Below are 26,715 nucleotides of genomic sequence, written 5' to 3'. Positions count from 1 at the left end.
CTTGGTGAGCAGGGTGGGGCCGACGATGCGGCGCGCGATCCGGCGCAACCGGCTGCGCGGCGCGGGCGGTGGCGTCGGCTTCGCGGCTGAGGCCGGGGCCTGGGCAGGTGCCGGGGAGGCGGCCTCGGCATCGGTCGCGGGCTCGGGTGCCAGTGCAGGCGCGGTCGCGGGTGCGGTCGCCGGTGCAGCAGGCGCGGTCGCCGGTGCGGGCGCGGGTGCGTCGGCGATCGGCGGGGCGGTTGCGGCCGGAGGCGCGGCGGGCGCGAACACGTCGGACCTGCCGGGAGTGGTCGCGAAAGGGGAGCCGTTCGCCGGGGTCGGCGGGAAGGTGGCCGCGGTGGTGTCGGCGGGGGCGAGAGCAGAACCGTTCGCCGGGGCCGGGGCGAAGGCGGAGCCGTTCGTCGGTGCCGGGGTGGGCGCGAACAGGTCGGAGCCGGTGGGGGCGAAGACCGATCCGTTCGTGGCGGTCGGGGTCGGCGCGAAGACGTCCGAGGCGGCGGTGGCGAAGGCGTGGAAGGTCGGCGCGGAGCCGTTCGTCGCCGTGGTGGCCGCTGCGGCGGTGCCGTTCAGCCTGCCGTTCAGCGAGCCGTTCGCGGTGCCGGAGACCGGTGCGAACTTGGTGGTGGCCGCGGCCGCGGGGGCGGCGGCGACGGGGGTCAGGTTGGTCGCGGTCATCGGCTCGGTGGTCGGCCAAGCCGGTTCCGGTGCGGCGGCGACGGGCTGCACGCGGACCGTGGGCGTGTCGTTGGTTCGCTGGGGCTGGGTGGGCACCTGGCTGGACGTCACCCCTCGATCTTGCCAAAACACGTTCGGTGATCCGGTGCCGGGCGATCAGCAGAAGATGATCCCGCACGGTCTGCGGGTCGTCGTCGTGGTCGTCGTCGTGCTGGTGGGACGCCGTGTGGTCGTGGTGGTCGGCCGCACGGTGGTGGTGGTCGTCACGCTCGTGGTCGTGGTGGTGGCACCCGTGGTTGTGGTGACGCTCACGGTCGTGGTCGTGCTGGTCGACGTCGCCGTGGTGGTGGTCGTGCCGGACGACGTGGTGCCGACCGCCGTCGTGCCGGGCGCGGTGACCGTGCGGCTGGGCTGCTCGCTGCCCCGGACGACCACGATCTCACCGGCGTCGGTCGGCTCCAGGCCGCGCGGCGGCCGCATCGCGCTCCCCTGCGCCGCCAGCAGGGCGGCCACCGCCGCGCCGATCAACGCGCCGATGCCGAGCCGGCCGGGACCACCCAACGCCGTGAGCATCCACAACGACTACCGGCCTCACTCGTACGGGTCAAATCTTTCGGATCAACTGGTACCGGCCCGACACTTCGGGTATCGGGCCGGTACCAGAGGTCAACCGGTGGTCCGGGTCACTGCTGGAGGTTCGCGGTCAGCGTGATCTCGGTGCCGGCGAGCGCCTTGCTGACCGGGCAGTTCTGCTTGGCGTTCTCGGCGGCGGCCGCGAAGCCCTCGGCGTCCAGGCCCGGCACGACGGCGGTGACGGTCAGGTGGATGCCGGTGATGCCGGTCCCGGGCTGGAACGTCACCTCGGCCGAGGTGTCGACCTGCTGTGGCGGGGTGCCCGCCTGGGCCAGGCCGTGCGACAGCGCCATCGAGTAGCAGGACGAGTGGGCCGCCGCGATCAGCTCCTCCGGGCTGGTCTTGCCGTTCGCGGCCTCGGCGCGGGACGGCCAGCTGACGTCGAACGTGCCGACGCCCGACGACTCGAGGGCGACGCTGCCCTTGCCCTCCAGCAGGTTGCCTTCCCAGTGCGTGGTCGCCTTGCGGGTGGTGGCCATGTCTGCAACTCCGTCTTCGACGAGGGATCCTTCGACGCCAACCTAATGGTGATCGTCGGGGCGTGCCGTCACCGGACATGCGAAAGGCCCCCGGTGGTGTGCCGGGGGCCTCTCGGAGAGCGGATGACGAGACTCGAACTCGCGACCCTCACCTTGGCAAGGTGATGCGCTACCAACTGCGCTACATCCGCCTGATGGGAACAACTATAGACCATCCTCAAACCGCGTTTCGACCGGGGGGTCCCGAACGCGCCAACAGCCGGTCGACCTCGGTCAACCGCTCCTTCGACCAGCGCCACTCCCACAGCGGCCTGACCCGGTCCACGACCTCCGCGGGCAGCCACGGCGCCACCTCGTCGCGCAGCTCCCACTCGTCGAACACGTGCTCGTAGAAGCTGACCACCGAGGCGTCGGACAGGAACCGCTCCGGCTGCCGGAAGCACCAGTGCGCGAAGCCGTACACGCGGCCGAGCACCTCGCGGTCGCCGTCGCGGTGCGCCTCCAGCGCCAGTTGCCACAACTCGGACAGGAACACGTGGCAGGACCACGACTCGCGCTCGACAACGGCGCTCAGCTCCGGGAGTAGGGCACAAGCCCTTGTGCGCCAATCGACCACGCGGCAGGAGAGTACTCGCGACCGGCGCCCCCGCAGCGCGATCGGCCACCACCTGACGCCCACCCGTGACCGGCCCGTCACCCACCGCGAGCGTTGTCATTGCGGTACGCAGGTGCTCTGATTAGGCCGAACGGCCGACGACGTCCGTCGGGTGTTCGGTATCGGCTCGCTATCGCTTCGGGCCGGAACCAGCCGACTGTGGCATCTTGACCAGTGGACCACGGGCAGGGCGGGAGGTGCCGGGGCGGGATGGCCGGTGATGCCGAGGTCGACCGGGAACTGCTCGCCAGGGTCAGGGCGGGTGACGACGGCGCGTTCGGCGAGCTGTTCACCCGTCACGCCGACGCCGTCCGCCGCTTCGCCCTCCGGCACGTGCGCGAGCACGCCGAGGCCGACGACCTGACCGCGGAGGCGTTCTTCCGCGTGCTCCAGGCGATCCGCCGGGGCAACGGCCCCACCGACCACGTCCGCACCTACCTGCTGACCGTCGCGCGCCGGGTGGCGTGGGAGTGGAGCGGGCGCCGGCGGGACGTGCCGGTGGCCGACGAGGAGCTGAGCCTGCGGGTCGAGCCGTTCCCGGACGTCACCGCGAACCGGCCCGAGCACGCGCTGATCTCCCGCGCGTTCACCAGCCTGCCCGAGCGGTGGCGCACGGTGCTGTGGCAGGTCGAGGTGGAGGGCGAGCGGCCGGCCGCGGTCGCGCCGAGCTTCGGCCTGAGCCCGAACGCGATGGCGGCGCTGGCCCGCCGCGCCCGCGAAGGGCTGCGGGCGGCCTACCTGCAAGCGCACCTGGCCGCGGACACCGGGCCGCGCGCGTGCAGCTCGGTGGTCGCCAAGCTGGGCGCCTACACCGCGGGCGGCGCGCAGGGCTCCGAGCAGAAGCGCATCCGCAAGCACCTGCGGACCTGCTCGTCGTGCAACGCGCTGCACGCCGAGCTGGTCGAGGTGTGCTCGACGCTGCGGGCGCACGCGGCGAGCATCGCGGTGCCGGTGGCCGCGACGGCGCTGCTGGGCCCGGCGGTGCTCGGCCCCGCCGCGCTGCCGACCGCGCTGGCCCCGACCGTGCTCGGTCCCACCGTGCTGGGCAAGGCGGCGTGGCTCACCGGGCGGGTGAAGCTGGCGTTGGCGGCCACCGCCTCGGCCGCGGCCGTCGGCCTGTTCGGCGTGGTGGCCGGCACGTTCACCGGCGCGCCAGGACCGGCGCTGGTGCAGTCCGGCCCGGACGGAGCGCCCGGCGAGCAGGTGCTGGCGCTGTGCTCGACCGAGGCCACCACGACCGTGACCGGCACGGCGACCAGCGAGCCGTCGCCGCAGCCGCCCGCCGAGGTGCAGCAGGTCGTGCGCACGAAGGCGGCGCCGCCACCGTCGCCGTCGCCCACGACGACGGCGTCCGCCACCGTCCCGCCGCGCGTGGAGCGGACCGGCACGACCGCGCCCGCCGAGCCGCGCGCCCTGGACCTGACCACGACCCCGGACACCGGCACCGTGCGGCAGGCCACCACGACCGCGGTCACCACCAGCGAGCCGCCCCAGTCGGCCGGCACGCCCACGACGAACCCGTCGCCGAAGTCGTCGGTGACGCCGACGACGGTGACGCTGCGCCCCACGCCCAGCCTCGCGCCCTCGTGAGGAGCGGGTTTCACCCACGAGGTGCAAGACTTTGCCGGTAGCGTGGAAAGCGCTGAGTGATCGCTCGACGTCTTGAGGAGACGGTGATGACGCGGCTGGTGCGCGGAGCTGACGGCCGGATGTGGACGGTGCGCAGCCAGATCGAGTGGCGCAACCCGTCGACCGACGCCGACTTCGAGCACGACGTGAGCGGCGGCCACGGGCCGGGCGTGCTGATGCTGGCCATCGTCATCGGCATGGGCGTGATCCTGGTGGCCTGGACGCCGCCGGAGGTCGTCGTGCCGGCGTGGCTGATCGTGGCGCTGGTCCTGGTGTTCCTGTTCTTCCCGGTGCGCTGGGCGGTGCGGCGGCCGTGGCTGGTGGCGGCGGAGTCGAAGAAGACCGAGGAGCTGCCGCCGGAGCGGTGGGTCGGCTCGGTGCGCGGCTTCCTGACCGTGCGCAACGAGGTCGCCAACGTGGCCCGCAAGATCGAGATGTACTCGCTGCCCGACCTGGACGGGCCGCTGCAACCGGTCGACTGATCGCCGTTCGCGGGTGACACTGGTCGGGTGCCGGAACTGCCCGAGGTCGAGGCGCTCGCCCACCACCTGCGCGAGCACGCCGTTGGACGGCGCGTGCACCGGGTGGACGTCGCGTCGTTGCAGGTGTTGAAGACGTTCACGCCGCCGTGGACCGAGCTCCAGGGACGCGAGGTGACCGGCGCGGGCCGGTTCGGCAAGCACCTGGACCTCGACTGCGACGGCCTGCACCTGGTGGTGCACCTGGCGCGGGCCGGGTGGCTGCGCTGGTCGGAGCACCTGTCGGCGGCGCCGCCCAAGCCGGGCCGCGGGCCGTTGGCGCTGCGCGTGCACCTCGGCCCGCCCGGCGAGGGGCCGGGGTTCGACCTGACCGAGGCGGGCACGAAGAAGGGCCTGGCGGCCTGGGTGGTGAACGACCCGGCGGACGTGCCGGGCATCGCTCGGCTGGGACCGGACGCGCTGTCGGTGACGCGCACCCAGCTGGAGGACCTGTTCGCCGGCCGCACCGAGCGGCTGAAGACGGCGTTGACCGACCAGACGGTGCTGGCGGGCGTCGGCAACGCCTACTCCGACGAGATCATGCACCTGGCGCGGCTGTCGCCCTACGCGACGGCGGGCAAGCTGTCGGAGGAGGCGCTGGACCGGCTGCACGAGGCGTTGACCACCGTGCTGAACGACGCCGTGGCGCGGTCGGTCGGCCAGTCCGCGGCGACGCTGAAGGGTGAGAAGCGGTCGGGGTTGCGGGTGCACGCGCGGACCGGTCTGCCCTGCCCGGTGTGCGGTGACACGGTGCGCGAGGTCTCGTTCGCGGACCGGGCCTTCCAGTACTGCCCGACGTGCCAGACGGGCGGCAAGCCGCTGGCCGACCGGCGGATGTCGCGGCTGCTCAAGTAGGTCACACGGACGAGTGGCTTGCTCCGTTCGTCGGCTGAGTGCCGCCGGGAGCGGGAACTACTCCAGGAGTCCGCACGACCACCTGGAGGAGTCATGAACCAGCGCCTCGCCGCCGCGCTCATCGGTACCACCATGGGACTGGCCACGTTCGCGGGTTCCACCATCGCGGTCTCCGCCGCCGCGCCCGAGCCCGAGCCGCCCCAGTTGACCCAGGAGGACGTCTCGAAGGTGATCTGCCGCGTCCTCAAGGAGTTGGACCTGCTCGACGACCCCAACCTCCAGGACCTGGTCGTGAAGCTGGGGTGCAAGAAGACCTCGCCCACCCAGACGACGACCACCCAGGCGTCCGAACCGGGTCGGCGTTGAGGCGGGTGACGCGGGCGCGGCCCGAGTGGTCGGGTCGCGCCCACGCTGCGTGAGTGCAACACCTCTTGATCACCCGTTCGGGTAAGCGCTCTGCCACGGTTGCCGCCAATTCATCGGATGTGCACGTCTCGCACCGTCGATCCCCTTGCCTACACGGGCCCCGACGGAACAGCATGGACGCCGTGCGGGACCTCCTGACCGAGCGCGCTGTGCTCGGACTCATCGCGACCTTGGCCGTCCTCGGCCTCTTCGTGATGCTGTGCCGTGCCCGCCGCGTCAGCACGTCGGTCGAGGACGCCGTGATGGACATGCTGCACCGCATGTCGAAGGCGTCGGCCGACCTGCGCGAGGGCTTGACCGAGGACGCGGCGAACAAGGCGACGCCGCACCTGCGGGAGATGCTGCGGTGCGTCGCGGTCGGCATCACCGACCACGAGGGCACGCTGCTGTCCTGGGACGGCGGCGCCAACGACCACTACGAGTTCCTGCGCACCTTCATCGAGCGCGCCATCGGCGAGGGCCACAAGGAGCACGTCGAGCACCGCAAGCTGGAGTGCGAGCTGCCCGGCCCGTGCTCGCTGCACAGCGCCGTGATCGTGCCGCTGGTGGTGGAGGGCGACGTCGCCGGCACGTTGATCGTGGTCAGCGGGGTGGCGAACAAGCGCCAGATCCGGATGGCGGAGGAGACCGCGCGGTTCGTCTCCACCCAGCTGGAGCTGGAGGTGCTGCAGAAGTCGCGGCAGGCGCTGGCGCAGGCCGAGGTCCGGGCGCTGCGGGCGCAGATCTCGCCGCACTTCGTCTACAACGCGCTGAACACGATCTCGTCGCTGATCCGCACGGACCCGGCGCACGCGCGGGAGCTGTTGCAGGAGTTCGCCGAGTTCACCCGCTACTCGTTCCGCACCGACGGCTTCTTCACCACGCTGGCCGACGAGCTGACCAACATCCACCGCTACCTGACCATCGAGCAGGCGCGGTACGGGTCGCGGCTGAACGTGCGGCTCAAGATCGCGCCCGAGGTGCTCCAGGTCGTGCTGCCGTTCCTGGTGCTCCAGCCGCTGGTGGAGAACGCCGTGCGGCACGGGCTGGCGAAGAAGCCCGGCGGCGGCGAGCTGACGATCATCGCCGAGGACAACGGCGCGGAAGCGCTGATCTCGGTCGAGGACGACGGCGTCGGCATGGACCCGGACCGCCTGTTCGACGACCTGAAGGACGCCCACCAGACCGGCGCGCACGTCGGCCTGGGCAACATCAACCACCGGATGCGGGCGGTGTTCGGCGACGACTACGCGCTGGTCGTGGAGACCGCGCCGGACGCCGGCATGAAGATCATCCTGAAGATCCCGAAGTACCGGCCGGGCGTGCAGACGAACCTGCCGCTGGTGCCGCCGCGGCTGGAGGACACCACCGAGCAGCCCGCCGTGAACGCCTGATCAGCTCACGCGGCGGCGATGGCCAGCACCGTCACCATCATGACCGCGCAGACGCACCACGTGATCCACATCCAGTAGACGTGCATGGCGGTGGGACCGTCCGCATTCTTGCGGCCCCGGTCGTCCCACCACTCGACGTAGCGTTCGAGCCACCGGAACGGGTTGAACGTCACCGGTCGATGTTAGCCGTGTCACGGAAGCCGCGGTGACACGTAAGGTCGGAGCCATGAGCGTGACGGACAAGATCGCGGCCCGGCTGCCCAGGATCGTCAGCGAGCGGACCGAGCGCGGACCCGTGGTGGCCGCCGTCCGGCTGCACGGCGTCATCACCCCCACGCCGACCCCGATGGCCCGCAACACCATCAGCATGCAGACCGTCGAGAGCGCGTTGACCCGCGCGTTCGAGCACGACCGGCTGATCGCGGTCGCCCTGCTGATCAACTCGCCCGGCGGCGCGCCGACGCAGTCCGCGCTGGTCGCCGAGCGCGTCCGCGAGCTGGCCGCGAAGAAGAAGGTGCCGGTCCTGGCGTTCTGCGAGGACCTGGCGGCCTCCGGCGGCTACTGGCTGGCGTGCGCGGGCGACGAGGTCTACGCGCACGGCACGTCCCTGGTGGGCTCGATCGGCGTGGTCAGCGCCGGGTTCGGCCTCAACGGGCTGATCGAGCGCTACGGCGTCGAGCGGCGCGTGCACACCGCGGGCGAGAACAAGGTGCGGCTCGACCCGTTCAGCCCGGAGAAGCCCGAGGACGTCGAGTGGCTCAAGGGCCTCCAGACCCAGTTGCACGAGCAGTTCGTGGCGTGGGTCCGGGAACGCCGGGGCGTGAAGCTGAAGGCGACCGACGACGAGCTGTTCAACGGCGAGGTCTGGACCGGCGCGAAGGCGGTCGAGCTCGGCCTGGTCGACGGCCTCGGCACCCTGCGCAGCGTCGTCGCCAAGCGCTACCCGGACGCCGAGATCGCGATCGCCGAGCCGCGCCGACCGCTGCTGGCCCGCCTCGGACTCGCCGGCGCGACCACCCGATCGGGCGACTTCCTGGTGGAGGGGTTGGCGGCGCTGGAAGAGCGGGCGCGCTGGTCGCGATTCGGGTTGTGAGGTCACGCCCCGGTGGCCGTCCGGCAACCGGCGTAGACAGCGACCCCGCCGGGTCGGCAAGATGCGCGGCACAGTGAGTACCCCAGTGAACAATCGCACGGACAACACCGGCCTCCTCGTTCTGGCGGTGGACGACGAGGCGCCCGGTCTGAGCGAGATCAAGTACCTGCTCGAAAGCAGCCCGCACATTCGACGCGTGCTCACGGCCTTCGACGCGGCCGAGGCACTGCGCATCCTCCGGGGTGACTACGACGTCGAGGTGATGGACCGCACCCGGGCAGGGCTGCCGCCGGTCGACGCCGTGTTCGCCGACATCAACATGCCCGGCCTGAGCGGGACCGACCTGGCGCGCGTCCTCGGCGCGTTCCGCCAGCCGCCGGCGTTGGTGTTCGTCACGGGCGTCGAGCACTCGGAGGCCGTGGTGGCGTTCGAGGTGGGTGCGCTGGACTTCGTGACCAAGCCGATCAACTCCGACCGGGTCAACAAGGCGATCTCGCGGGTCGTCGACCGGGTCGCGGCGACACCGGCGGTCGCACCGGAGCCCAGCGCCGCGGAACCGCAGGACGACGAGGTGATCCCGGTCGAGCTGGGCGGCACCATCAAGCTCGTGCCCCGGGCGACCGTCCGCTACGTCGAGGCGCAGGGCGACTACGCTCGCCTGCACACCAACGACGGCGCGAGCCACCTGGTGCGCATCCCGTTGGCGCAGCTGGAGGAGCGCTGGGAGAACGCCGGGTTCGTCCGCATCCACCGGTCCTACCTGGTGGCGCTGCCGCTGGTGACCGAGCTGCGGATGACGTCGAACGGGTACGCGGTGGTGATCGGCTCCGGCGAGGGCGCGAAGGAGCTGCCGGTCAGCCGGCGCCACACGCGTGAGCTGAAGGAGAGGATCGTGCGTCCCCCCAAGAGCAGTTGGGGATGACCAAGCACTCCGGCCCCCCCGGGCAACCGGACCAGCCGCAGCCGGCCGAACGCGACGCCTGGCTGTCGGTCGCGGCGCGCAAGAACCGCCGCCGGCGGGTGGTGCTGGCCGACCCGCGCGGCCGCGGTCGGGTGCTGCGCACGATCATCGAGCTGGAGGAGCAGACCAGCGTCGGGGAGAAGCTGATCCGCGACCTGATCCGCACCCAGCTGCGCACCGGGCTGGCGCTGGGCGGCGGCACGTTGCTGCTGCTGGCGGCGCTGCCGCTGGTGTTCTACCTGGCGCCGTCGGTGGCCGAGGTCGAGCTCGTCGGCGTGCGGCTGCCGTGGCTGCTGCTGGGCCTGCTGCCGTTCCCGCTGTGCTACGGCGTCGGCTACGCGTACCGAAGACTGGCCGAGCGGCACGAGCACGACTTCGTGAGTTCGGTGGACCGGTGATCGACAACCCGTGGAGCCTGGTGCTCGTCGGCGTGATGGCGCTGCTGACGTTCTCGTTGGGCTACGTGGGTTCCCGCCGCGCCAACACCACACCGGACTTCCTGGTGGCCCGCCGCGCCGTGCCGGCCACCCGCAACGCCGCCGCGATCTCCGGCGAGTACCTGTCGGCCGCGTCGTTCCTGGGCGTCGCCGGGCTGGTGCTCAAGGACGGCATCGACGCGCTGTGGTACCCGATCGGCTTCACCGCCGGGTACCTGGCGATGATGCTGTTCGTCGCCGCGCCGCTGCGCCGGTCGGGCGCGTACACGCTGCCCGACTTCGCCGAGGCGCGGCTGGGCCCGTCGAACCTGCGCAAGTTCTGCACGTTCTTCGTGATCTGCATCGGCGTGCTGTACCTGGTGCCGCAGTTGCAGTCGGCCGGGCTGACGCTCAACACGATCACCGGCCTGCCGCCGTGGCTGGGCGGCGCGGCGGTGACCGTGATCGTGGTGGTCAACGTCCTGGGCGGCGGGATGCGCGCGATCACGCTGGTGCAGGCGTTCCAGTACTGGGGCAAGCTGTTCGCGATCGCCGCGCCGACCTTCGTGCTGTTCTCGCTGTTCCTGGTCGGGCCGGGCAACGGGGCTCAGCCGGTGGACTCCTCGGGCGTGCTGCGGTTCCCGGAGAAGGTCGAGGTGACCACGGTCGACCCGGTGCGGGTGCGCGTGGCCGTGCCGATGGAGCTGTCCGCGACCGGCCTGGTGGACGGCTACCCGACCGACGGGCACGTGTACTGGACGCCGGGCCTGTACGAGGTGGGCGCGGACACCGAGCTGCGGTTCGAGGCCGGGTCGCCGGTGCCGGTGGTCGAGGGGTCGCCGACGTCGAACCACGACTGGCTGCGGCCCCAGACCGGCGGCCTGTCGGGGCTGTTCGAGACGTACTCGCTGATCTTCGCGACGTTCCTGGGCACGATGGGGCTGCCGCACGTGCTGGTGCGGTTCTACACCAACCCGGACGGGCGGGCGGCGCGGCGCACGGCGCTGCACGTGCTGTACCTGCTGGGGCTGTTCTACGTGTTCCCGACCGTGCTGGGTGTGATCTCGCGCCAGTACCTGCCGCAGCTGCTCGTGACGGGGAAGACCGACGCGGCGGTGCTGCTGCTGCCGACCACGATGCAGCCCAACCTGCTGGGCCAGGTGCTCGGCGCGGTGGTGGCGGCGGGCGCGTTCGCGGCGTTCCTGTCCACGTCGTCGGGGTTGCTGGTGTCGGTGGCCGGGGTGGTGTCGACGGACATCCTGCCGGGCAAGGTGCGCGACTTCCGGTGGGCGACGGTGCTGACCGGCGCGGTGGCGATCGGGTTGGCGTTCCTGCTGCCGCGGTCGGACGCGTCGTTGACGGTGGCGATGTCGTTCGCGTTGGCCGCGTCGACGTTCTGCCCGTTGTTGTTGTTGGGCATCTGGTGGCGCGGGTTGACGTGGGTCGGCGCGATGGCGGGCCTGGTCGTCGGCGGCGGGTTGGTGATCGGCGCGCAGGTGGTGACGGTGGTCAGCTCGTACACCGGGCGGTGGGCGCCGTCGGTGCTCTCGCAGCCGGCGCTGGTGACCGTGCCGGTGGCGTTCCTGACCATGGTGATGATCAGCAAGCTGACCGCGCGCCGCAGGCCCGACGACGTGAACCAGATCCTGCTGCGGCTGCACGCGCCCGATCCGCTGGGCTTCATGCGCGACCGGGAGTCGCGGTTCGGCGTTGAGGAGAGGTCGCGGGCGGCGCGGGGCGACGACGCGACGTCGTCGCCCTCCGGTTCGTGAACCGCCTCACACCCGTGCCCGCGGTCGGGGCCGTGGACTAGACCCTTCGGCGGACTTCGCGCGACGCCTTGCCACGTGATGACCTGCGTGGTTCCCGGTTGACCTGGTGCTTGTCGCTGAGAGTGTGGATAGGTCTCAATCGGGTGAAGATAACCACACCGATCCGGTTATCGGTGACTTCGATCACCCGAGTGGCACTTCGTCTCAGCATTCATACCGCTCATCGCATCACTCGACTGTTGAGCGCAAGGTCACACGAAAGGTCTTTCAGGCGTGAGCCAGGTCTCCCTACGGTGCACGGCGTATCAGGAACGCACCAGGAGGACTTACGTGCCGTTCACACCGTCGTCAAGTACGCGAGGAGGGGACCGTGAGCACCTCTGAGCAGCACTCCCCAGCCGACGCCCAGGGCAACCACAACTGGGTCGATGTGCAGAACAGCCCCGACTTCCGCGAGCTCCGGCGGCGGCTGCGCAGCTTCGTCTTCCCCATGGCCGGTCTGTTCCTGGCCTGGTACCTGCTCTACGTCCTGCTCGCCGACTACGCCCACGGGTTCATGTCGACGAAGGTCTTCGGCAACATCAACGTCGGCCTGATCCTCGGGCTGCTGCAGTTCGTGTCGACGTTCGTCATCACGACGCTCTACGTGCGGCACGCGAACAAGAACCTCGACCCCAAGGCGGAGAAGCTCCGCAACGAGCTCGAAGGGGGTCACGCGTGAACGGCAACCCACTGCTCAACATCGGCATCTTCGCCATCTTCGTCGCGGCAACCCTGGTCGTCGTCATCCGGGCCAGCCGCAACACCAAGACGGCCGCCGACTACCTGGCCGCGGGCCGCTCGTTCACCGGCCCCCAGAACGGCGTCGCGATCGCGGGCGACTACCTGTCCGCCGCGTCGTTCCTCGGCATCGCGGGCGCGATCGCGCTCAACGGCTACGACGGCTTCCTGTACTCCATCGGCTTCCTGGTGGCGTGGCTGGTCGCGCTGCTGCTGGTCGCCGAGCTGCTGCGCAACACCGGCAAGTACACGATGGGCGACGTGCTGAGCTTCCGCATGCGCCAGCGCCCGGTGCGCGCGGCGGCGGCGACGTCCACCATGGCCGTGTCGTTCTTCTACCTGCTGGCCCAGATGGCGGGCGCGGGCGGCCTCGTCGCGCTGCTGCTCAACATCACCGGCAAGGGCGGCCAGGCGATCGTGATCGCGGTCGTCGGCGCGCTGATGATCGCCTACGTGCTCATCGGCGGCATGAAGGGCACCACCTGGGTGCAGATCATCAAGGCGGTGCTGCTGATCATCGGCGCCGGTGTGATGACGATCTGGGTGCTCGGCAAGTTCGGCCTGAACCTGTCCGGGCTGCTCGGCTCGGCCGTGGAGAACGCGCCCAAGGCCGGCGAGAAGCTGCTCGGCCCGGGCCTGCAGTACGGCGCGACCGGTACGTCGAAGCTCGACTTCCTGTCGCTGGCCCTCGCGCTGGTGCTGGGCACGGCCGGCCTGCCGCACATCCTGATGCGCTTCTACACCGTGCCGACCGCCAAGGAAGCCCGCCGCTCGGTGGTCTGGGCGATCTGGCTGATCGGCCTGTTCTACCTGTTCACCCTGGTCCTGGGCTACGGCGCGGCGGCCCTGGTCGGCCCGGACAAGATCCGGTCGGCCCCCGGCGGTGCGAACTCGGCGGCTCCGCTGCTCGCCGAGGCGCTCGGCGGACCGCTGCTGCTGGGCCTGATCGCGGCGGTCGCGTTCGCCACGATCCTCGCCGTCGTGGCCGGCCTGACGATCACGGCCTCGGCGTCGTTCGCCCACGACATCTACGCCAACATCATCAAGAAGGGTGAGGCGGAGGACAAGGACGCCGAGGTCAAGGTGGCGCGGCGGACGGCCATCGTGATCGGCATCGTGTCGATCCTCGGCGGCATCGCGGCCAACGGCCAGAACATCGCGTTCCTGGTGGCGCTGGCGTTCGCGGTGGCCGCGTCGGCGAACCTGCCGACGATCCTGTACTCGCTGTTCTGGAAGCGGTTCAACACCTCCGGCGCGCTGTGGAGCATCTACGGCGGCCTGGCCGTGACGATCACCCTGATCGTGCTGTCGCCCGCGGTGTCCGGCAAGCCGACCTCGATGTTCAAGAACGTCGACTTCGCGTTGTTCCCGCTGTCCAACCCGGGCATCGTGTCGATCCCGGTGGCGTTCATCCTCGGCTACATCGGCACGGTGCTGTCGAAGGAGAACGACAAGGAGAAGTACGCGGAGATGGAGGTGCGCGCCCTCACCGGCGTCGGCGCCGAGAAGGCGGTCTCGCACTGACCGCTGCCCGTCCGCGGGAAGCCCACGCCGGTCGTCATCCCATCGGGGAAGGCGACCGGCGTGCTCCTTATCCCCGGCTTATGACGGCCGTGGCAGCATGGTCGCGTGACCGTTCCCAGCGTTGAAGTGTCCGAGGTGCCGGCCGAGCTGCCGGAGGGCAAGGTGCTGCTCGACGTGCGCGAGGCCGACGAGTGGGCGGCCGGGCACGCCCCCGGCGCGCTGCACATCCCGATGAGCGAGCTGGCGCAGAGGCTCGATGAGCTGCCGGGCGACTCCGAGTTCTACGTCGTGTGCCGCGCCGGCGGCCGTTCCGCGCGGGTCACCCAGTACCTCAACGCCAACGGCTGGGACGCGACCAACGTCGACGGCGGCATGCAGGTGTGGGCCGCGACCGGCCGCCCGCTGGTCGGTGAGGTCGACGGCGCGGAGCCCGAGGTCATCTGACATGGCGTTGCGACCGCTGCGCGTGGACTGGGTGGCGACCCCGCCACCCGGCGCCTACCCGCACCGTCGCCAGGGCGCGCCGCGCCGGGCCTACACCGGCCCGCCGTCGTACCCGGTGCCCCCGCGCTGGGGCTTCCCGCTGCTGGCGTGGCGCTGGCCGACCTCCGTGGCCACGGACGACGACCGGCCCGCCGACTCGATCGACCAGGCGCAGCGGGCGGCGCGCACCGCGTCGCACGCGCTGGGCCTGGCCGCGTTGACCTCGCTGTGGGCGGCGGGCAGCGAGCTGTGGCGTTACGTGTTGTTGCTGCTCAGCCGCTACGGGGCGTTGTCGGGGACCACGGTGGGCGTGTCCGACGCGATGGTCGTGTCGTCGTCGGTGGTGATGGTCGTGGCGTCCGCGCTCGCGCTCGTCTTCACGCTGCTGTGGCTGCGCCGCGCCCGCAACGCCGCCGCCGCGGAGGCGGGCTACGGCCCGTCGCGGTCCGACCGCGAGGTGCTGATCGGCCTCGTCGTCCCCGGCGTGAACCTGGTCGTCCCCGGCTCGGTGCTGGCGGAGCTGGAGCACGCCGCCCTGCGCGGGCCGGCCACCGCCCGCCCCGCGCCGTCGAAGCTGCTGCGCTGGTGGTGGGGCCTGTGGGCGTTCGCCGCGGTGTTCGCCGCCTTCACCGTCGCCTGGGGTTTCCGCTCCAGCGTGCAGGCGATGGCGGACGGCGTGCTGCTGCACGCGGTGGCCGACCTGCTGGCCGCCGCCGTGGCGATCGTGACGGCGGTGGTCGTCCGCCGCATCACCGCGCTCCTGCTGCCGGTGGACGCGGCCGCGATCCGCCGGATGAGGGTGGTGGACGTCAAGGACGCGCCCACCCCCGTCCTGCGCCCGATCCGCCCTTCGGGCTCGCCCCGCTAGCCGGACCGGCCACCCGTTCGGCCAGGAAGTCCTCCCAGGTCCGCGTGCCCGTGACGACCCCGGACCCGACAGGTTCTCGCCCGCGCGGTGGCGTACCGGATGCTCGGCTCGCTCACCGAGGCCGACGACGTCGTGCAGGACGCCTGGCTGCGCTACACCGCGCCGACACCTCCGAGGTGGAGAACCCCGGACCCCGACCCGGCCCGTCAGCGGGAGGTCGTGGACGGGTTCTTCGCCGCCGCCCGCGACGGCGACCTCGACGCCCTGGTGGCCGTGCTCGACCCGGACGTCGTGCTGCGCTCGGACGCGGGCGCGGGTTCACGCTTCCCCGTCACGCTCCCCGGCGCGCGCACCGTGGCCGGCCAGGCGGTCACCTTCGGACGGCTGCTCCCGCTCGCCCGTCCTGCCCTGGTCAACGGCGTGGCCGGGGTCGTCGTGGCGGCCGAGGGGCGGCCGCTGTCGGTCATGGCGTTCACCGTCACGGGCGGCCGGGTCGTCGCCATCGACGTGCCGGCCGACGCCGAACGCCTCCAGCAGCTCCTCGTACTCCCAGACCAGCGCGAGGGGGACGCGCCTGCCGTACCGGTTGAGGGCTGACTCGGCGGACGAGTGCTGGCCGATGAACGTCCTGCCGGTCTCGGGGTCGCGCCGGTAGACGATCGCGTCCGTCCGGTCGACGTCCGCGATCTCCATGCCCCAGGCGAAGACCCGGTTGCGGTCGGTGGCGTCCACCAGGCTGAAAAGGTTCGCTTCCACGACGACCACTGTGCGGCCGGGAGATCCGCCCGATGCGGTGAAGCACAGCGGGAATCCCGCATCCGCGCGTCCCACCGGATCATGCTGCCCTGTGCCCACCCCGCCACCGTTCCGCCGCCGTCGGCTGGGGCGCAAGCTCGCCCGGATGCGGACGCAAGCCAAGCTGACCCTCGAAGAAGCCGCCAAGGCCCTCTACCGCAGCAAGTCCACGCTGCACCGGCTGGAGAACGGGGAGACGATCCTCGACGTCCACCTCGCCAAGTCGATGATGGACCTCTACGACCAGTACGACCCCGACCTCATCGACCAGGCCCTGCGCGCCCGCGAACCCGGCTGGTGGACCACCTACGGCATCGAGAACCAGGGCTACATCGACGTCGAGACCGAGGCGGCCGAAGTCTGCGAACTCGCCTTGTTGGTGATCCCGGGCCTGCTCCAGACGGTCGGGTACATGCGGGCGTTGTTCGAGGCGCACCGACTGCCGCGCACCAGACGATGGCTGGAGAACGACATCCGCGTCCGCCAGATCCGCCAGGAGCGGCTGACCGGTCCCGACCCGCTGCGACTGCACGCGATCATCGACGAAGCGGCGCTGCGCAAGGAGGTCGGTGGGCCGGGCGTCATGCGCGAGCAGCGACAGCACCTGCTCGACATGGCCGAACAGCCGAACATCACCCTCCGCGTGCTGGCCGACGGCAGGGGCGCGCACGCCGGCATGGTCGGGGGTTTCGCCATCCTCGGTTTCGAGGACGACGAGTCACCGGTCCTGTTCATCGAGCACATGGCGGGGGCGGTGCACATCGAGGACGAGCGGGGGCTCCGGGAAGCTAAACTCGAGTTCGATCACTTGACTTCCCAAGCGCTGAGCCCGCAGGAGTCGATCACCCTGATCGGACGGGTCCTGGCCGAGTGAAAGAGGCGATGGCTGTGTCCACTGTGGACCTTTCGGGTGCCGTGTGGCGGAAGAGCAGCCGTAGTGGTGGGGCGAGCAACACCAACTGCGTCGAGGTGGCGTTCGCGGGACCGGCCGTGGCCGTGCGGGACTCGAAGAACCCCGACGCCGCAACGCTGGCGTTCCCCGCCGTCGGGTGGTCCTCGTTCCTGCGCGCCGTCGACTCGTCGCGGGGCACCGCCTGATCAGCTCGTCCCCAGACGCGCGCGTGCCACCTCGACCTCCGGCGCGCCGACGCGCTCCAGCAGCACCAGGGCTTCGGACCACTGCCTGCGGGCGTCCGCCGCATCACCCAGCGCCGCCAGCACGTCCCCGAGGTTGAGCAGGCTCAACGCCTCCTTGTGCGGGTGGTCGAACCGGCGGAACACCGACAGCGCTTCCCGGTGGCACGCCAGCGCTTCCGCGTACTCGCCCGCTCCCAGGTGCGAGAGCCCGAGGGAGTTGAGCGCCAGTCCCACGGACAGCCGGTCGTCGGTCTCCCGGAACACCGCCGACGCCTGCCTCCCGTAGTCGATCGCCTCCCCGAACCTGGCCATGGCGCGGTGGCAGTCGCCGAGGCTGAGCAGGCACATGCCCTCGCCGCGCCGTGCGCCGGCGCGTCGCAGCGTGACCAGCGCACGTCGGTAGTGCTCGGCGGCGACCTCGAACCGCCCGGCCTTCTCCTGCACCAGCCCGATCCCGCGCATCGCGAAGCCCTCGGCGCGACCGTTGCCGATCCGCCCCGCCAGGTCGGCGGCTTCCCGGTAGTGCGCCAACGCCTGGTCCGACTCACCCAGGATGTGGTGGGCGTCCCCGAGCCCGACGAGGTTGGCCACGGTCCACGGGGCCGAGCCGATCTCCTTCGCCGACCGCAGGCCCGTGGCGTAGACGTTGCGGTAGTCCGACCAGTAGGCGCGGACCTCGAAGAAGCCCGCCATCGCCTTCGGCATCGTGGCGGCGACGTCGTGGTGCCCGAGCGCGGACGCCTGGTCGAGGGCGTCGAGCAGGTTGAACCGCTCCGCTTCGAACCACCGCAGCGCGGCGTCGGCGTCGTCGAACACGAGCGGGGTGACCTCGTCGGCCGGGTCGGCGGCGGCGACGTCGAGGACCAGGTCGGGGAGGAACGCCCGGCGGGCGTTCGCGGCCGACAGGAAGTACCAGCGCAGGCTCCGGCGGACGGCGTGACGCCGTTCGGCCCCGGTCTCGTCCGCCACCGCGCGGTCCGCGGCGTAGGTGCGCAGGAGGTCGTGCAGCCGCCAGCGGTCGGTGGCCGTCTGCTGGAGGAGGTTCGCGGTGGTCAGCAAGCCGAGCAGGCGGCGCACCGGGGCCGGGTGGGAACCGGTGAGGGCAGCCGCGGCGGCCGTGCCGAAGTCGGCGCCGGCGTGCAGGCCGAGCAGCCGGAACAGCCGTGCCGCGTCGGGCGGCAAGCGGTGGTAGGACCACGAGAAGACCGTTCGCACGTCGGCGAGCTCGTCGTCCGACGCCAGGGCGTCCAGCCTGCGGTACTCGTCCGCCAGCTCGTCGGCGAGGTCGGCGAGGGACAGGTACTCCTGCTCGATCAGGCGTTCGGCGACGATCCGCAGCGCGAGCGGCAGGTGGCTGCACCACCGGGCGATCCGTCCGGCCGCCTCGGGTTCGGCGTCCACCCGGCGGGCGTCGACCAGGCGGCGCAGCATCTCCAACGACTCGGCCGGCGTCAGCACGTCCAACACGACCGGTTCAGCTCCCTCCACGGCGATGAGACTGGACAGCCGGCTGCGGCTCGTGATGACCGTCATGCAGGTCGGCGAGGCGGGCAGCAGGGGTCGGGTCTGAGCGGCGCTGACCGCGTTGTCGATCAGGATCAGCACCCGCTTGCCGTCGAGCAGGGAGCGGTAGAGGGCAGCGGCGGAGTCGAGGTCCGCCGGCACGCGCTCGGCCGGCACGCCCAACGCGTGCAGGAAGAACTCGACGCCCTGGAACGCGGTCAACGGCGGAGCGGCCCCGTAACCCCGCAGGTTCAGGTAGAGGTCGCCGTCCGGGAAGCGGTGCCGGACGCGGTGCGCCCAGTGCAGCGCCAACGACGTCTTGCCGATCCCCGGCGCGCCGGCGACCGCGGTCAGCACCACCGTCCCGACGCCTTCGGCCGGCCGGCCGGCCACGAGGGCGTCGAGCGAGGCGAGCTGGGCCTCCCGGTTGACGAATTTCGCCGGGGCCATCGGCAGTTGGCGCAGGGAGGCGGGGCCGCCGTCACCGGACCGGTGGACGGTGATGCCGCCGTGAACGGTCCCGGCCTGCACCACGGCGGCCACCGGACCGGAGACCTCGTTGCTCGTGCCCTCAGGTCGCTGTTCGACCATCTTCGTCGGTCCTGACGAAGCCACCGCTTTCGCGTCGCAGATATCGGTGGAATGGCGTGCTGTGCGCCATGGCCAATTCTTTGTAACGCACGTAGTCCGCGGGATCGGTGTCCGCGAGCAGTTCACGACCGATCTGCAGGCCGTCCTGGTAGTGCATGAGGACGACCACCCGGTCGTCGAAGAGCCAGAAGTCCTGCGCGGGCAGTTCCCGCACCACGTCGTCGTCCTGGTCCAGAACCCGGATGTCCTCGCCGGCCGAGGAATTGCCGGGGTAACCCCATTCGAACTGGCTGCGCTGGTAATCGGTCGGCGGTCGCGTCACGACCCGGACGCGTTGCACAGCGCGGCCGGAACTGCGGTAGGAGCGCAGGCGCTCGTGCCAGGCCGAGTTGAACCCGCTGGGCATCGGCAGGCCGGACCGGAAGCGCTCCAGGAGTCCGTTCTCGCCGGCGACCCGGTACTCGGGCAGCGTCTCCAGCCTGAACGCCGACGTGGTGAACTCGCGCCACACGCGCGCCCAATCGTCGCCCGCCAGCCAGTTCCCGCCCGAGCGCAGGTGGGGCTCACCCGGCCGCACGAGCGGCCTCCCGCAACAAGTCGACCGAGATCTCGACCAACGCCTCGCCCGGTGAGAGGCGGACTTGGCCGGGGTCGGTCACGATGAGGCCCTGGACGGCGATGGTGCCGCGATCGGTGGCGTACACGGTGGGGCAGTCGTCGTTCTGGCAGTCACCCGCCAATCGGATCATTTCCACTCGAACCCCCTTCGGATAACCTGGGAGTCACACCGTACCCACCCGTTCTGTTAAGGCTCCAGCGCTGAACGGGTACTTCCGTGGATATCCGCAGAAGTGGGGAGATCGCTATTCCATTAGCGTGGGAAACTTTCCCCGAAAGAGTGTCGGGATGACGCTGCGTGGTTGTCCGGAGAGGGAAAATACCACGTGATCTCGACTGGAATGGGCGGTGATCACGCTTTACGGTGAACCGCGGCGCGGTCCGGTGTTCACCGTCCGGACTCCCGTGCTTCGCGTTCCCGCGACGTCCGCGTGCCAGGGTGGGTCGCATGCGGGCACTCGCGGCGGCACTGGTCCTGACCCTGTTGACCTCCGGCGTGGCCAACGCCGGCGGCGGCCGGAAGTTCGACCTCCAAGCCCACCGGGGCGGGATCGGGCTCACGGTCGAGAGCACCTTGGCGGCGTTCGGCAAGGCGCTCGAAGTGGGCGTCACGACGCTGGAGCTGGACGTGCAGATCACCAAGGACGGCCGCGAGGTCGTCACCCACGACCGCAAGACGAACCCGGCCAAGTGCGTCGACACCGCGCCGGCCTTCCCCGGCGACCCGGCGTTCCCGTACGCGGGCAAGTACGTCAAGGACCTGACCTTCGCGCAGGTCCGCACGCTGGACTGCGGTTCGCGGCGGTGGGCGCAGTACCCGGACCAGGAGCTGTCGCCGGGCGCGCGGATGCCGACCCTGGCCGAGGTCTTCGCCCTGGCCCGCCGCTACCGCGCGTTCGACGTCAAGTTCAACATCGAGACCAAGGTCGAGGCCGCCGCCCCGCACGAGACCGCCCCGCGTGAGCAGTTCGTGGAGGTCACGGCCCGCGAGATCCGCAAGTCCGGCTTCCACCGCAACGTCACCATCCAGTCCTTCGACTGGGGCACGCTGATGCTGTGGCGCGAGGCCGAGCCGCGCCTGCCGCTGGTCGCGCTGACCCAGCCGGAGTTCCTGCGCCCCGGCTCGCCGTGGACGGGCGGCCTGGACCTGGCCGACTTCGGCGGCAGCGTGGTCGAGGCGGTGAAGAGCTTCGGCGCGTCGGCCCTCTCCCCGGTGCACGGCAACCCGCAGAACGGCCGGGTGGGCGACCCGAACTACGTCCCGTTCACCACGAAAGCCCTGGTGGACGAGGCGCACGCGTACGGCCTGAAGGTCGTCCCGTGGACGGTGAACGACCCGGCGACCATGCACAAGCTGATCGACGACGGCGTGGACGGCATCATCACCGACTACCCGGACCGCCTGCGCGCGGTGATGGCCGAGCGCGGCTTCAAGCTCCCGAAGCAGCACACGCTCAAGCGCTGACCGGCCGGCGGCGCTCGTGGGAAGCGGGTCGCGCCCGTGGACGTCGAGTGCGATCGGCTCAGGGGGCCGCACCCCCAGGTCGCGCGCGGCTACCGCCGTGGCACGCCGTGCACCGGATCACCCCGCCGTGAGCGGCAGGTCGTGCAGGCCGCGGATGACGAATTCGGCGCGGCGGCGGGGTTGGGCGGCCAGGGTGGCGGTCGGCAGCTTGCGGGCCAGGGCGGACAGGGCGGCCTGGACCTCGATGCGGGCCAGTGGGGCGCCCAGGCAGTAGTGGATGCCCATGCCGAAGCCCAGGTGCGGGTTCGGGTTGCGGGTGATGTCGAACGTGTCCGGGTCGGCGAAGACCTCGGGGTCGCGGGCGGCCGCGCCGAGCAGGGCGGCGATCTTCCGGCCCGGCTCGACCAGGTGGCCGGCGATGGTGACGGGCTCGGTGGCGGTGCGCTCGAACAGCTGCAACGGCGAGTCGTAGCGGATCAGCTCCTCCACCGCCGTCGGCAGCAGGGCGTGGTCGTCCACCAGGCGACGCCACTCGTGCGGGTGGTTCATCAGCGCTTGGACGCCGTTGCCGATGACGTTGACGGTGGCCTCGTGCCCCGCCATGAGCAGCAGCACGGCGGTCGCCACCAGCTCGTCCTCGGTCAGCTTCGCGCCGTCGGTGTCGGTGACCGCCACCAGGTCGGACACCAGGTCGTCACCGGGTGACGTGCGCCGCAGCGCGACCAGGTCCCGCAGGTAGGCGACGAACTCGGTGGCCGCGTGCTCGGCCGCCGCCCGCTTGTCCGCGGCCAGGTCGTACTCGTACATCTTCACGATGGCGTTCGACCACGGTTGCAGCAGCGCGCGGTCCCGGGCGGGCACGCCCAGCAGCTCGGCGATCACCTCGACCGGCAGGGGCGCGGCCACGTGCGACAGCAGGTCCGCCTGGCCCTCGGAGCCGATCTTGGCCACCAGCTCGTCCACCAGCCGGTCGGCCAGGTCCGCGATCCACGGCCGCAGCCGCTCCACGTGACCGCGACCGAACGCGGCGGCCACCAGCCTGCGCAGCCTGCTGTGCGTGGGCGGCTCGTTCTCCAGCAGCGAGTTGCGGTGCAGCAGGTTGAACGACGTGAACGCCTCCACCGGCTTCGCGTCGGTCCAGATGCGGCCCAGCGACCGGTGCCGGAGCACGGCCGAGGCCGCCGCGTGCGACACCGCGACCGCGACGCCCATCTCCTCGTGCCAGTGGACCCCGCCCTCCGCGCGCATCGCGGCGAACGCCGGGTACGGATCGGCGATGAACGCGGGATCGTGCTGGTCGAAGGGTGCCACGGTGACGGACGGTAGGTCTTGAGCCCGCCTCGCGTCCATCGGAGTGTGGTTGTTGTGGCAAACGTTCAGCGAGCTGTGACATGGAGTAGTCGAGTTGACCCCTTGCGTGCTCCACCAGGAGCATCCCTGTCGTGTCACCTGAAGTCGTCGCCCACCGCGGCGCGTCCACCCGCCGCCCCGAGCACACCCTCGCCGCCTACGAGCTGGCCCTGCGGCAGGGCGCGGACGGCCTGGAGTGCGACGTCCGGCTCACCAAGGACGAGCACCTCGTCTGCGTGCACGACCGCACGATCGACCGCACGAGCGGCGGCACGGGCGTCGTCAGCGCCCTGACCCTGGCCGAGCTGCGCCGCCACGACTTCGGCAGTTGGCACGGCGGCGAGCCCGCCGAGGTGCTCACGCTGGACGTGCTGCTGTCGCTGGCCGCCGACCACGGCAAGCGGCTGTTCGTCGAGACCAAGCACCCCGTCCGGCACGGCGGGCTGGTCGAGCGCAGGCTCGCCGAGCGGCTGGGCCGCCACCGGGTCGACGTGGTGATGATGTCGTTCTCCGTCCTGGCCGTGCACCGGTTCAAGCAGCTCAGGCCCGAGGTGCCGACGGTGCTGCTCTACGACCGCCTGTGGCCGAAGGTCAAACCCCACTTCGCCGACTACGCCGGACCCGGCGTTCACCTGCTCAGACGTCACCCGGGCAGGGGACGTGACGCCTACGTGTGGACGGTCGACGACCCGGCGGACATCGCGTTGTGCCGCGAGCGCGGTGTCCGGTTCCTCGCCACCAACAACCCGGAGGAGACGCGCGAGCTCCTTGCGGATAACTTGACGCCCGACCAGCCCTGAGGACGAGGAGGCGCGCGGTGGCGAAGCGGACGGCCGTGAAGACCAAGCCGGCGGACGGCGTCAACCCGCGGCAGCCGTGCCCGTGCGGCTCCGGCAAGCGCTACAAGGCGTGCCACGGTTCGGCGGGCGGCGCGGCGGACGTGATCGTCCCCCGGCCGTTCCAGGGCCTGGCCGCCGAGGCGGAGCTGATCGCGCTGCGCGAGTTCGTGCCCTCGGCCACGGTGAAGCTGCCGCTCAAGGACGACTCCGGCCGCGAGGTCGTGCTGGCGACCGTGCTGCCGATGGCGGCGGCGGGCCTGGTCCGCGCGGACGGCACCGCGTTCGTCGGCCTCCAGGTGCAGACCCGGTCCGGCGACCTCAGCCGCGACCTGGCCCGCGCCGTGCAGTGGGCGCGGGCCGCCAAGACCGGTGACGCGCTCGCGGTCGTCGGCCCGGACGACGGCTCGAACCCCGGCCGGCTTCAGGACCTGCTCGACCCCGACGCCACGCTGAGCCCCGAGCTGCACGCCGACTTCGCGTGGTGGCTGCCGCCGGACAACGAGCCCGCCGGCGAGGTCGCCCTGTCCCTGGAGCGCGCGAACGCCGCCATCCTGCCCACCGAGCGCCTCGACGCGCCGGGCGTCACGGCCGCCTACTGGGTCGACGCGGGCGACAAGGCGCACCTGCGGTGGGTCCGCCCCGAGCCGGAGGAGGCGCTGCTCGCGGCGCTCGCCCGGCTGTCCGTGCGCGGCGAGCTGGACCTGGGCGAGGGTTCCCGGTACGCCGGGTCGTTCCGCGCGCACGGCCTGCTCGTCCCCGTCTGGGACCTCGACCGCGAGCTGCACTCCAGCGAGTGGGCACCGGGCGCGGAGGCGTTGGGCAAGCGTTTGCAGGACGCCCTGAGCAGCCTCGACGCCGAACCGCTCACCGAGTCGGAGCGGCGGTCGCGCGACGGGCTGCGGGGCAGGCAGATCACCCTGCGCTGAACCTGTCCACAGGTATCCCCAGCTTTGTCCACAGGTTCCTGTGGACAAGTGAGGAGTCGGCGTGATCCTGCGGATCAGCACGAAGGCGGACTGGCGGCGTGCCCGCGAGGAGGGCGCGATCCCGCTCGACCTGGACGGTTTCGTGCACTGCTCGGACCCGGGCACGGTGCACCTGCCCGCCAACCGCCTGTACCGCGACCGGCACGACCTCGTGCTGCTCGTGGTCGACCCCGAGGGCCTGCCCGTGCTGTGGGAGCCGGGCGAGACCGAGGACGGCCCGTGGTTCCCGCACGTCTACGGGCCGATCCCGGCCGACGCGGTGGTGGCCGTGCACGAGTTCACCCCGGACGCCGACGGCGCGTTCCGGCCGCTGCCCGTTTTGTGACCTCGGTCTGAGGCAACCGACACCCCCTTTCGAGCGTGTCCTCTCCGACGGTGGCTGAGGGGCCACCGCCGGAGGGGGTTTCGAGGTGACCGCGGTCTTGCCGGGGGAGAGGGCCACCGATCGTGGCGGGGGGACGACGGCCGACTTCGCCGAGTTCGTGCGGATGTCGTTGCCGGGGCTGGTGCGCTACGGGCACGCGTTGACCGGCAACCCGCACGACGCGGGCGACCTGGTGCAGTCGGTGCTGGAGAAGGTCGGCGCGCGGTGGTCGGGGGTGCTGCGCAAGGGCGAGCCCCTGGCGTACGTGCGGCGGTCCATGGCGAACGCCAACACCAGCCGGTGGCGGCGTCGGCGGCGCGAGGACCTGGTGGCGGAGTTCCCGGACGCGGTCGCCGCGGTGGGCCAGGACCGGCTGGAGCACGAGCCGCTGTGGCAGGCGTTGCGCGCGCTGCCGCCGCGTCAGCGGGCCGTGGTGGTGCTGCGCTTCTACGACGGCCTGTCCGAGGCCGAGATCGCCCACGCGCTCGGCGTGTCCGCGGGCACGGTCAAGAGCCAGAACAGCAAGGCCATGGCGACCTTGCGCGCACGACTGGGGGAGTCGGGGTGAACATCGAGGAGGAACTGGGCCGGTTGCTGCGGGACGACCGGCTGGACCTGGCCGTGAGGCCGGACGCGACCGAGGTGGTCGTGGCGGGTGCGCGCCGGGTGCGTCGCCGGCGGACCGCGGTGGTGGGCGTGGCCACGGCGGTCGCGCTGGTGGCGAGCGGGTGGGGCGTGACCGCGTTGAGCGGCTCGTTGAGCCTGCCGCCCGTGGACCCCGCCGTGCCGCTGACCACCACCACGACCACGTCGACCACCGTCGCGGCGTCCGGGGGGACGACCGTGGAGGTGCCGCCGCACACCGTGGTGGAGACGGTCACGGTGACGGTGACCAAGGGGCCGTCGCGGCCGGACCTGGGCTACGGGCCGGTGAAGTTCGGCATGACCGAGCAGGAGGTGGCCGGCACCGGCCTGGTGACGCGGGCGGCGGGCGGCGAGTGCGCCGCGTTCACCTGGACGAGTGATCCGGGCACGGTGAACGCCGTGCTGGTGGCGCGGGGGCGGGGCGTCGTGCGGATCAAGCTGCCGGCGGGTGGCAGGACGTCGGCGGGCATCGGGGTCGGCGCGCCGCTGGCCGAGGTGCGGGAGAAGTACCCGGCCGGGGAGCTGGGTTACGGGGGGGACCGCTTCAGCGTGGCCATGACGGGGGACGTCGGCTGGCAGTACGTGTTCGTGCTGGACGCGGAGCGGGTGGTCGAGATCCGGATGCAGCGGCTGACCGCCGACTGCGCACAACAGGGGGAACAGCGATGAAGGTCATGGGCGTGGTGCTGGCACTGGCGGGTGTGGCGATGATGGCCTGCACGGCGCAGGACGCGTCGATCGGTACGGCGTCGTCCGCGGTGCCGACGACGACCGCGGCGGCTTCGACCACCGTGCCGTCGAGCACGTCGGCCGCCGCGCCGAGCACCGTCACGGTGCGGTCCACGGTGACCAGCACCGTGGAGGAGACCGTGGTGGTGGACACGACGCCGGTGCTCGGCCACGACGGGCTCGGTGTGATCAAGCTCGGCATGACCCGCGAGCAGCTCCTGGCGACCGGCCTGGTCGGGGAGCCGACGACGCGGATGAGCGCGGAGTGCGACATGTACCCGCTGAAGTCCGGCAACGGCTCCGCGTGGATCCAGGACGGCAAGGGCCTGATGGCGATCCTGGTGGAGTACGGCGCGGTGACCGCCGAGGGGCTGCCGGTCGACATCGGTCCCGCCGACGCGCGGCTGGCCCGGACGTACCCGGCCGGTGAGCCCTGGGAGAACGGCGGCGGTGTGGTGGCCGCCTTCCGGGTGTGGGTGAGCGACGACGTGAGGTACACGTTCCGGGGCAGCACCTCGCTGACCCGCCGGGGTCAGGCATGCTTCAGCTGATG

Annotated in this window: 30 protein-coding genes, 1 tRNA gene and 1 pseudogene; 24 read left to right on the top strand and 8 right to left on the bottom strand. The window is 71.6% G+C overall.

The genetic code is table 11. From position 1 onward, the window contains the following. Window positions 1–25 precede the first annotated feature (25 nt). Entirely contained in the window at window positions 26–1,387 is a 1,362-nt protein-coding gene (locus LZG04_RS19675) for a hypothetical protein (RefSeq protein ID WP_233819063.1), read from the top strand. Here LZG04_RS19675 and LZG04_RS19670 read toward each other — a convergent pair. The 3 genes from LZG04_RS19670 to LZG04_RS19660 all read right to left on the bottom strand — a co-directional run bounded on the left by LZG04_RS19670 (window position 1,359) and on the right by LZG04_RS19660 (window position 2,322). Further along, window positions 1,359–1,787 carry an OsmC family protein gene (locus LZG04_RS19670; RefSeq protein WP_233819061.1) on the bottom strand — a complete coding sequence of 143 codons (429 nt, stop codon included), beginning with the start codon at window positions 1,785–1,787 and terminating at the stop codon, window positions 1,359–1,361. The two genes, LZG04_RS19675 and LZG04_RS19670, sit on opposite strands and share 29 nt — an antisense overlap. Before the next feature lie 118 nt (window positions 1,788–1,905). Then, a tRNA-Gly gene (locus LZG04_RS19665) sits at window positions 1,906–1,978 on the bottom strand. Between the two features lie 26 nt (window positions 1,979–2,004). Continuing rightward, window positions 2,005–2,322 carry a hypothetical protein gene (locus LZG04_RS19660; RefSeq protein WP_233819059.1) on the bottom strand — a complete coding sequence of 106 codons (318 nt, stop codon included), beginning with the start codon at window positions 2,320–2,322 and terminating at the stop codon, window positions 2,005–2,007. A 330-nt stretch (window positions 2,323–2,652) separates the two neighbouring features. Between LZG04_RS19660 and LZG04_RS19655 the strand changes: the two genes are divergently transcribed. The 5 genes from LZG04_RS19655 to LZG04_RS19635 all read left to right on the top strand — a co-directional run bounded on the left by LZG04_RS19655 (window position 2,653) and on the right by LZG04_RS19635 (window position 7,243). Continuing rightward, window positions 2,653–4,032 (top strand): sigma-70 family RNA polymerase sigma factor, encoded by a 1,380-nt coding sequence (locus tag LZG04_RS19655; RefSeq protein ID WP_233819058.1) that lies wholly within the window; start codon window positions 2,653–2,655, stop codon window positions 4,030–4,032. A gap of 86 nt (window positions 4,033–4,118) precedes the next feature. Further along, window positions 4,119–4,553 (top strand): DUF983 domain-containing protein, encoded by a 435-nt coding sequence (locus LZG04_RS19650; RefSeq protein ID WP_106616284.1) that lies wholly within the window; start codon window positions 4,119–4,121, stop codon window positions 4,551–4,553. A 27-nt stretch (window positions 4,554–4,580) separates the two neighbouring features. Next, the gene (locus tag LZG04_RS19645; protein ID WP_233819056.1) at window positions 4,581–5,444 is read left to right on the top strand and encodes an Fpg/Nei family DNA glycosylase; all 864 of its coding nucleotides are present in this window, start codon (window positions 4,581–4,583) and stop codon (window positions 5,442–5,444) included. Between the two features lie 93 nt (window positions 5,445–5,537). Beyond that, window positions 5,538–5,810 carry a hypothetical protein gene (locus LZG04_RS19640; protein WP_233819054.1) on the top strand — a complete coding sequence of 91 codons (273 nt, stop codon included), beginning with the start codon at window positions 5,538–5,540 and terminating at the stop codon, window positions 5,808–5,810. Window positions 5,811–5,983: 173 nt separating this feature from the next. Continuing rightward, a complete protein-coding gene (locus LZG04_RS19635; protein ID WP_233819052.1) occupies window positions 5,984–7,243 on the top strand; it encodes a histidine kinase in 1,260 nt (419 codons plus the stop codon). Window positions 7,244–7,248: 5 nt separating this feature from the next. Here the strand turns inward: LZG04_RS19635 and LZG04_RS19630 are convergent, their stop codons facing one another. After that, window positions 7,249–7,416: a hypothetical protein gene (locus tag LZG04_RS19630; RefSeq protein ID WP_233819050.1), complete on the bottom strand. Its 168-nt coding sequence runs from the start codon at window positions 7,414–7,416 to the stop codon at window positions 7,249–7,251. 53 nt (window positions 7,417–7,469) lie between these two features. Here LZG04_RS19630 and LZG04_RS19625 point away from each other — a divergent pair, with 53 nt between their 5' ends. The 11 genes and pseudogenes from LZG04_RS19625 to LZG04_RS19575 all read left to right on the top strand — a co-directional run bounded on the left by LZG04_RS19625 (window position 7,470) and on the right by LZG04_RS19575 (window position 17,033). Continuing rightward, window positions 7,470–8,336, top strand: coding sequence for a S49 family peptidase (locus LZG04_RS19625; RefSeq protein WP_233819048.1), 867 nt, complete (start codon window positions 7,470–7,472; stop codon window positions 8,334–8,336). 61 nt (window positions 8,337–8,397) lie between these two features. Continuing rightward, window positions 8,398–9,258 (top strand): LytTR family DNA-binding domain-containing protein, encoded by an 861-nt coding sequence (locus LZG04_RS19620; protein ID WP_233819046.1) that lies wholly within the window; start codon window positions 8,398–8,400, stop codon window positions 9,256–9,258. Continuing rightward, window positions 9,255–9,695 carry a hypothetical protein gene (locus LZG04_RS19615; RefSeq protein WP_233819044.1) on the top strand — a complete coding sequence of 147 codons (441 nt, stop codon included), beginning with the start codon at window positions 9,255–9,257 and terminating at the stop codon, window positions 9,693–9,695. The genes LZG04_RS19620 and LZG04_RS19615 overlap by 4 nt, the downstream gene beginning before the upstream one ends. A 35-nt stretch (window positions 9,696–9,730) precedes the next feature. Next, a complete protein-coding gene (locus LZG04_RS19610; protein ID WP_267937083.1) occupies window positions 9,731–11,485 on the top strand; it encodes a cation acetate symporter in 1,755 nt (584 codons plus the stop codon). A 370-nt stretch (window positions 11,486–11,855) separates the two neighbouring features. After that, window positions 11,856–12,206, top strand: coding sequence for a DUF485 domain-containing protein (locus LZG04_RS19605; protein ID WP_233819041.1), 351 nt, complete (start codon window positions 11,856–11,858; stop codon window positions 12,204–12,206). After that, window positions 12,203–13,789 (top strand): cation acetate symporter, encoded by a 1,587-nt coding sequence (locus tag LZG04_RS19600; protein ID WP_233819039.1) that lies wholly within the window; start codon window positions 12,203–12,205, stop codon window positions 13,787–13,789. Before LZG04_RS19605 ends, LZG04_RS19600 begins: the two co-directional genes overlap by 4 nt. 105 nt (window positions 13,790–13,894) lie before the next feature. Continuing rightward, window positions 13,895–14,233 carry a rhodanese-like domain-containing protein gene (locus LZG04_RS19595; protein WP_233819037.1) on the top strand — a complete coding sequence of 113 codons (339 nt, stop codon included), beginning with the start codon at window positions 13,895–13,897 and terminating at the stop codon, window positions 14,231–14,233. Window position 14,234: 1 nt separating this feature from the next. Next, window positions 14,235–15,140 carry a DUF4328 domain-containing protein gene (locus LZG04_RS19590; RefSeq protein WP_233819035.1) on the top strand — a complete coding sequence of 302 codons (906 nt, stop codon included), beginning with the start codon at window positions 14,235–14,237 and terminating at the stop codon, window positions 15,138–15,140. A gap of 84 nt (window positions 15,141–15,224) precedes the next feature. Further along, window positions 15,225–15,737 (top strand): annotated as a pseudogene (locus tag LZG04_RS19585) (hypothetical protein); the annotation flags it as partial. A gap of 124 nt (window positions 15,738–15,861) precedes the next feature. Continuing rightward, window positions 15,862–16,809 (top strand): helix-turn-helix domain-containing protein, encoded by a 948-nt coding sequence (locus LZG04_RS19580; protein WP_374202838.1) that lies wholly within the window; start codon window positions 15,862–15,864, stop codon window positions 16,807–16,809. An 8-nt stretch (window positions 16,810–16,817) separates the two neighbouring features. Continuing rightward, window positions 16,818–17,033: a DUF397 domain-containing protein gene (locus LZG04_RS19575; protein WP_233819030.1), complete on the top strand. Its 216-nt coding sequence runs from the start codon at window positions 16,818–16,820 to the stop codon at window positions 17,031–17,033. Here the strand turns inward: LZG04_RS19575 and LZG04_RS19570 are convergent, their stop codons facing one another. The 3 genes from LZG04_RS19570 to LZG04_RS19560 are packed head-to-tail and all read right to left on the bottom strand — an operon-like array spanning window position 17,034 to window position 19,915. Continuing rightward, entirely contained in the window at window positions 17,034–19,166 is a 2,133-nt protein-coding gene (locus LZG04_RS19570; RefSeq protein ID WP_233819028.1) for a tetratricopeptide repeat protein, read from the bottom strand. Then, window positions 19,147–19,743 (bottom strand): DUF6879 family protein, encoded by a 597-nt coding sequence (locus tag LZG04_RS19565; RefSeq protein ID WP_233819026.1) that lies wholly within the window; start codon window positions 19,741–19,743, stop codon window positions 19,147–19,149. Before LZG04_RS19565 ends, LZG04_RS19570 begins: the two co-directional genes overlap by 20 nt. Then, on the bottom strand, window positions 19,730–19,915 hold the full coding sequence (locus tag LZG04_RS19560; RefSeq protein ID WP_374202837.1) for a hypothetical protein: 186 nt from the start codon (window positions 19,913–19,915) through the stop codon (window positions 19,730–19,732). The genes LZG04_RS19565 and LZG04_RS19560 overlap by 14 nt, the downstream gene beginning before the upstream one ends. Window positions 19,916–20,232: 317 nt before the next feature. Here LZG04_RS19560 and LZG04_RS19555 point away from each other — a divergent pair, with 317 nt between their 5' ends. Then, the gene (locus tag LZG04_RS19555) at window positions 20,233–21,249 is read left to right on the top strand and encodes a glycerophosphodiester phosphodiesterase (RefSeq protein ID WP_233819022.1); all 1,017 of its coding nucleotides are present in this window, start codon (window positions 20,233–20,235) and stop codon (window positions 21,247–21,249) included. A 117-nt stretch (window positions 21,250–21,366) separates the two neighbouring features. Here LZG04_RS19555 and LZG04_RS19550 read toward each other — a convergent pair whose 3' ends face one another. Further along, window positions 21,367–22,599 carry a cytochrome P450 gene (locus LZG04_RS19550; RefSeq protein WP_233819020.1) on the bottom strand — a complete coding sequence of 411 codons (1,233 nt, stop codon included), beginning with the start codon at window positions 22,597–22,599 and terminating at the stop codon, window positions 21,367–21,369. A 92-nt stretch (window positions 22,600–22,691) separates the two neighbouring features. Between LZG04_RS19550 and LZG04_RS19545 the strand changes: the two genes are divergently transcribed. The 6 genes from LZG04_RS19545 (at window position 22,692) to LZG04_RS19520 (ending at window position 26,713) form a co-directional block, all read left to right on the top strand. Further along, window positions 22,692–23,399, top strand: a complete 708-nt coding sequence (locus LZG04_RS19545; RefSeq protein ID WP_233819018.1) for a glycerophosphodiester phosphodiesterase family protein — start codon at window positions 22,692–22,694, stop codon at window positions 23,397–23,399. Window positions 23,400–23,416: 17 nt separating this feature from the next. Further along, entirely contained in the window at window positions 23,417–24,364 is a 948-nt protein-coding gene (locus tag LZG04_RS19540) for a DUF5926 family protein (protein ID WP_233819017.1), read from the top strand. Between the two features lie 61 nt (window positions 24,365–24,425). After that, a complete protein-coding gene (locus tag LZG04_RS19535; protein WP_233819015.1) occupies window positions 24,426–24,749 on the top strand; it encodes a DUF952 domain-containing protein in 324 nt (107 codons plus the stop codon). 85 nt (window positions 24,750–24,834) lie between these two features. Next, window positions 24,835–25,356 (top strand): SigE family RNA polymerase sigma factor, encoded by a 522-nt coding sequence (locus tag LZG04_RS19530; protein ID WP_308199182.1) that lies wholly within the window; start codon window positions 24,835–24,837, stop codon window positions 25,354–25,356. Continuing rightward, window positions 25,353–26,102, top strand: a complete 750-nt coding sequence (locus LZG04_RS19525; RefSeq protein ID WP_233819013.1) for a hypothetical protein — start codon at window positions 25,353–25,355, stop codon at window positions 26,100–26,102. The genes LZG04_RS19530 and LZG04_RS19525 overlap by 4 nt, the downstream gene beginning before the upstream one ends. After that, complete coding sequence (locus tag LZG04_RS19520) at window positions 26,099–26,713, top strand: hypothetical protein (RefSeq protein ID WP_233819011.1); 615 nt, start codon at window positions 26,099–26,101, stop codon at window positions 26,711–26,713. Before LZG04_RS19525 ends, LZG04_RS19520 begins: the two co-directional genes overlap by 4 nt. Window positions 26,714–26,715: the final 2 nt, after the last annotated feature.

The sequence above is a fragment of the Saccharothrix sp. S26 genome (assembly GCF_021390395.1).
Classification (GTDB): domain Bacteria; phylum Actinomycetota; class Actinomycetes; order Mycobacteriales; family Pseudonocardiaceae; genus Actinosynnema.
Note: the sequence above shows the minus strand (reverse complement) of the source record. Positions and strands in the feature narration are given on the sequence as shown.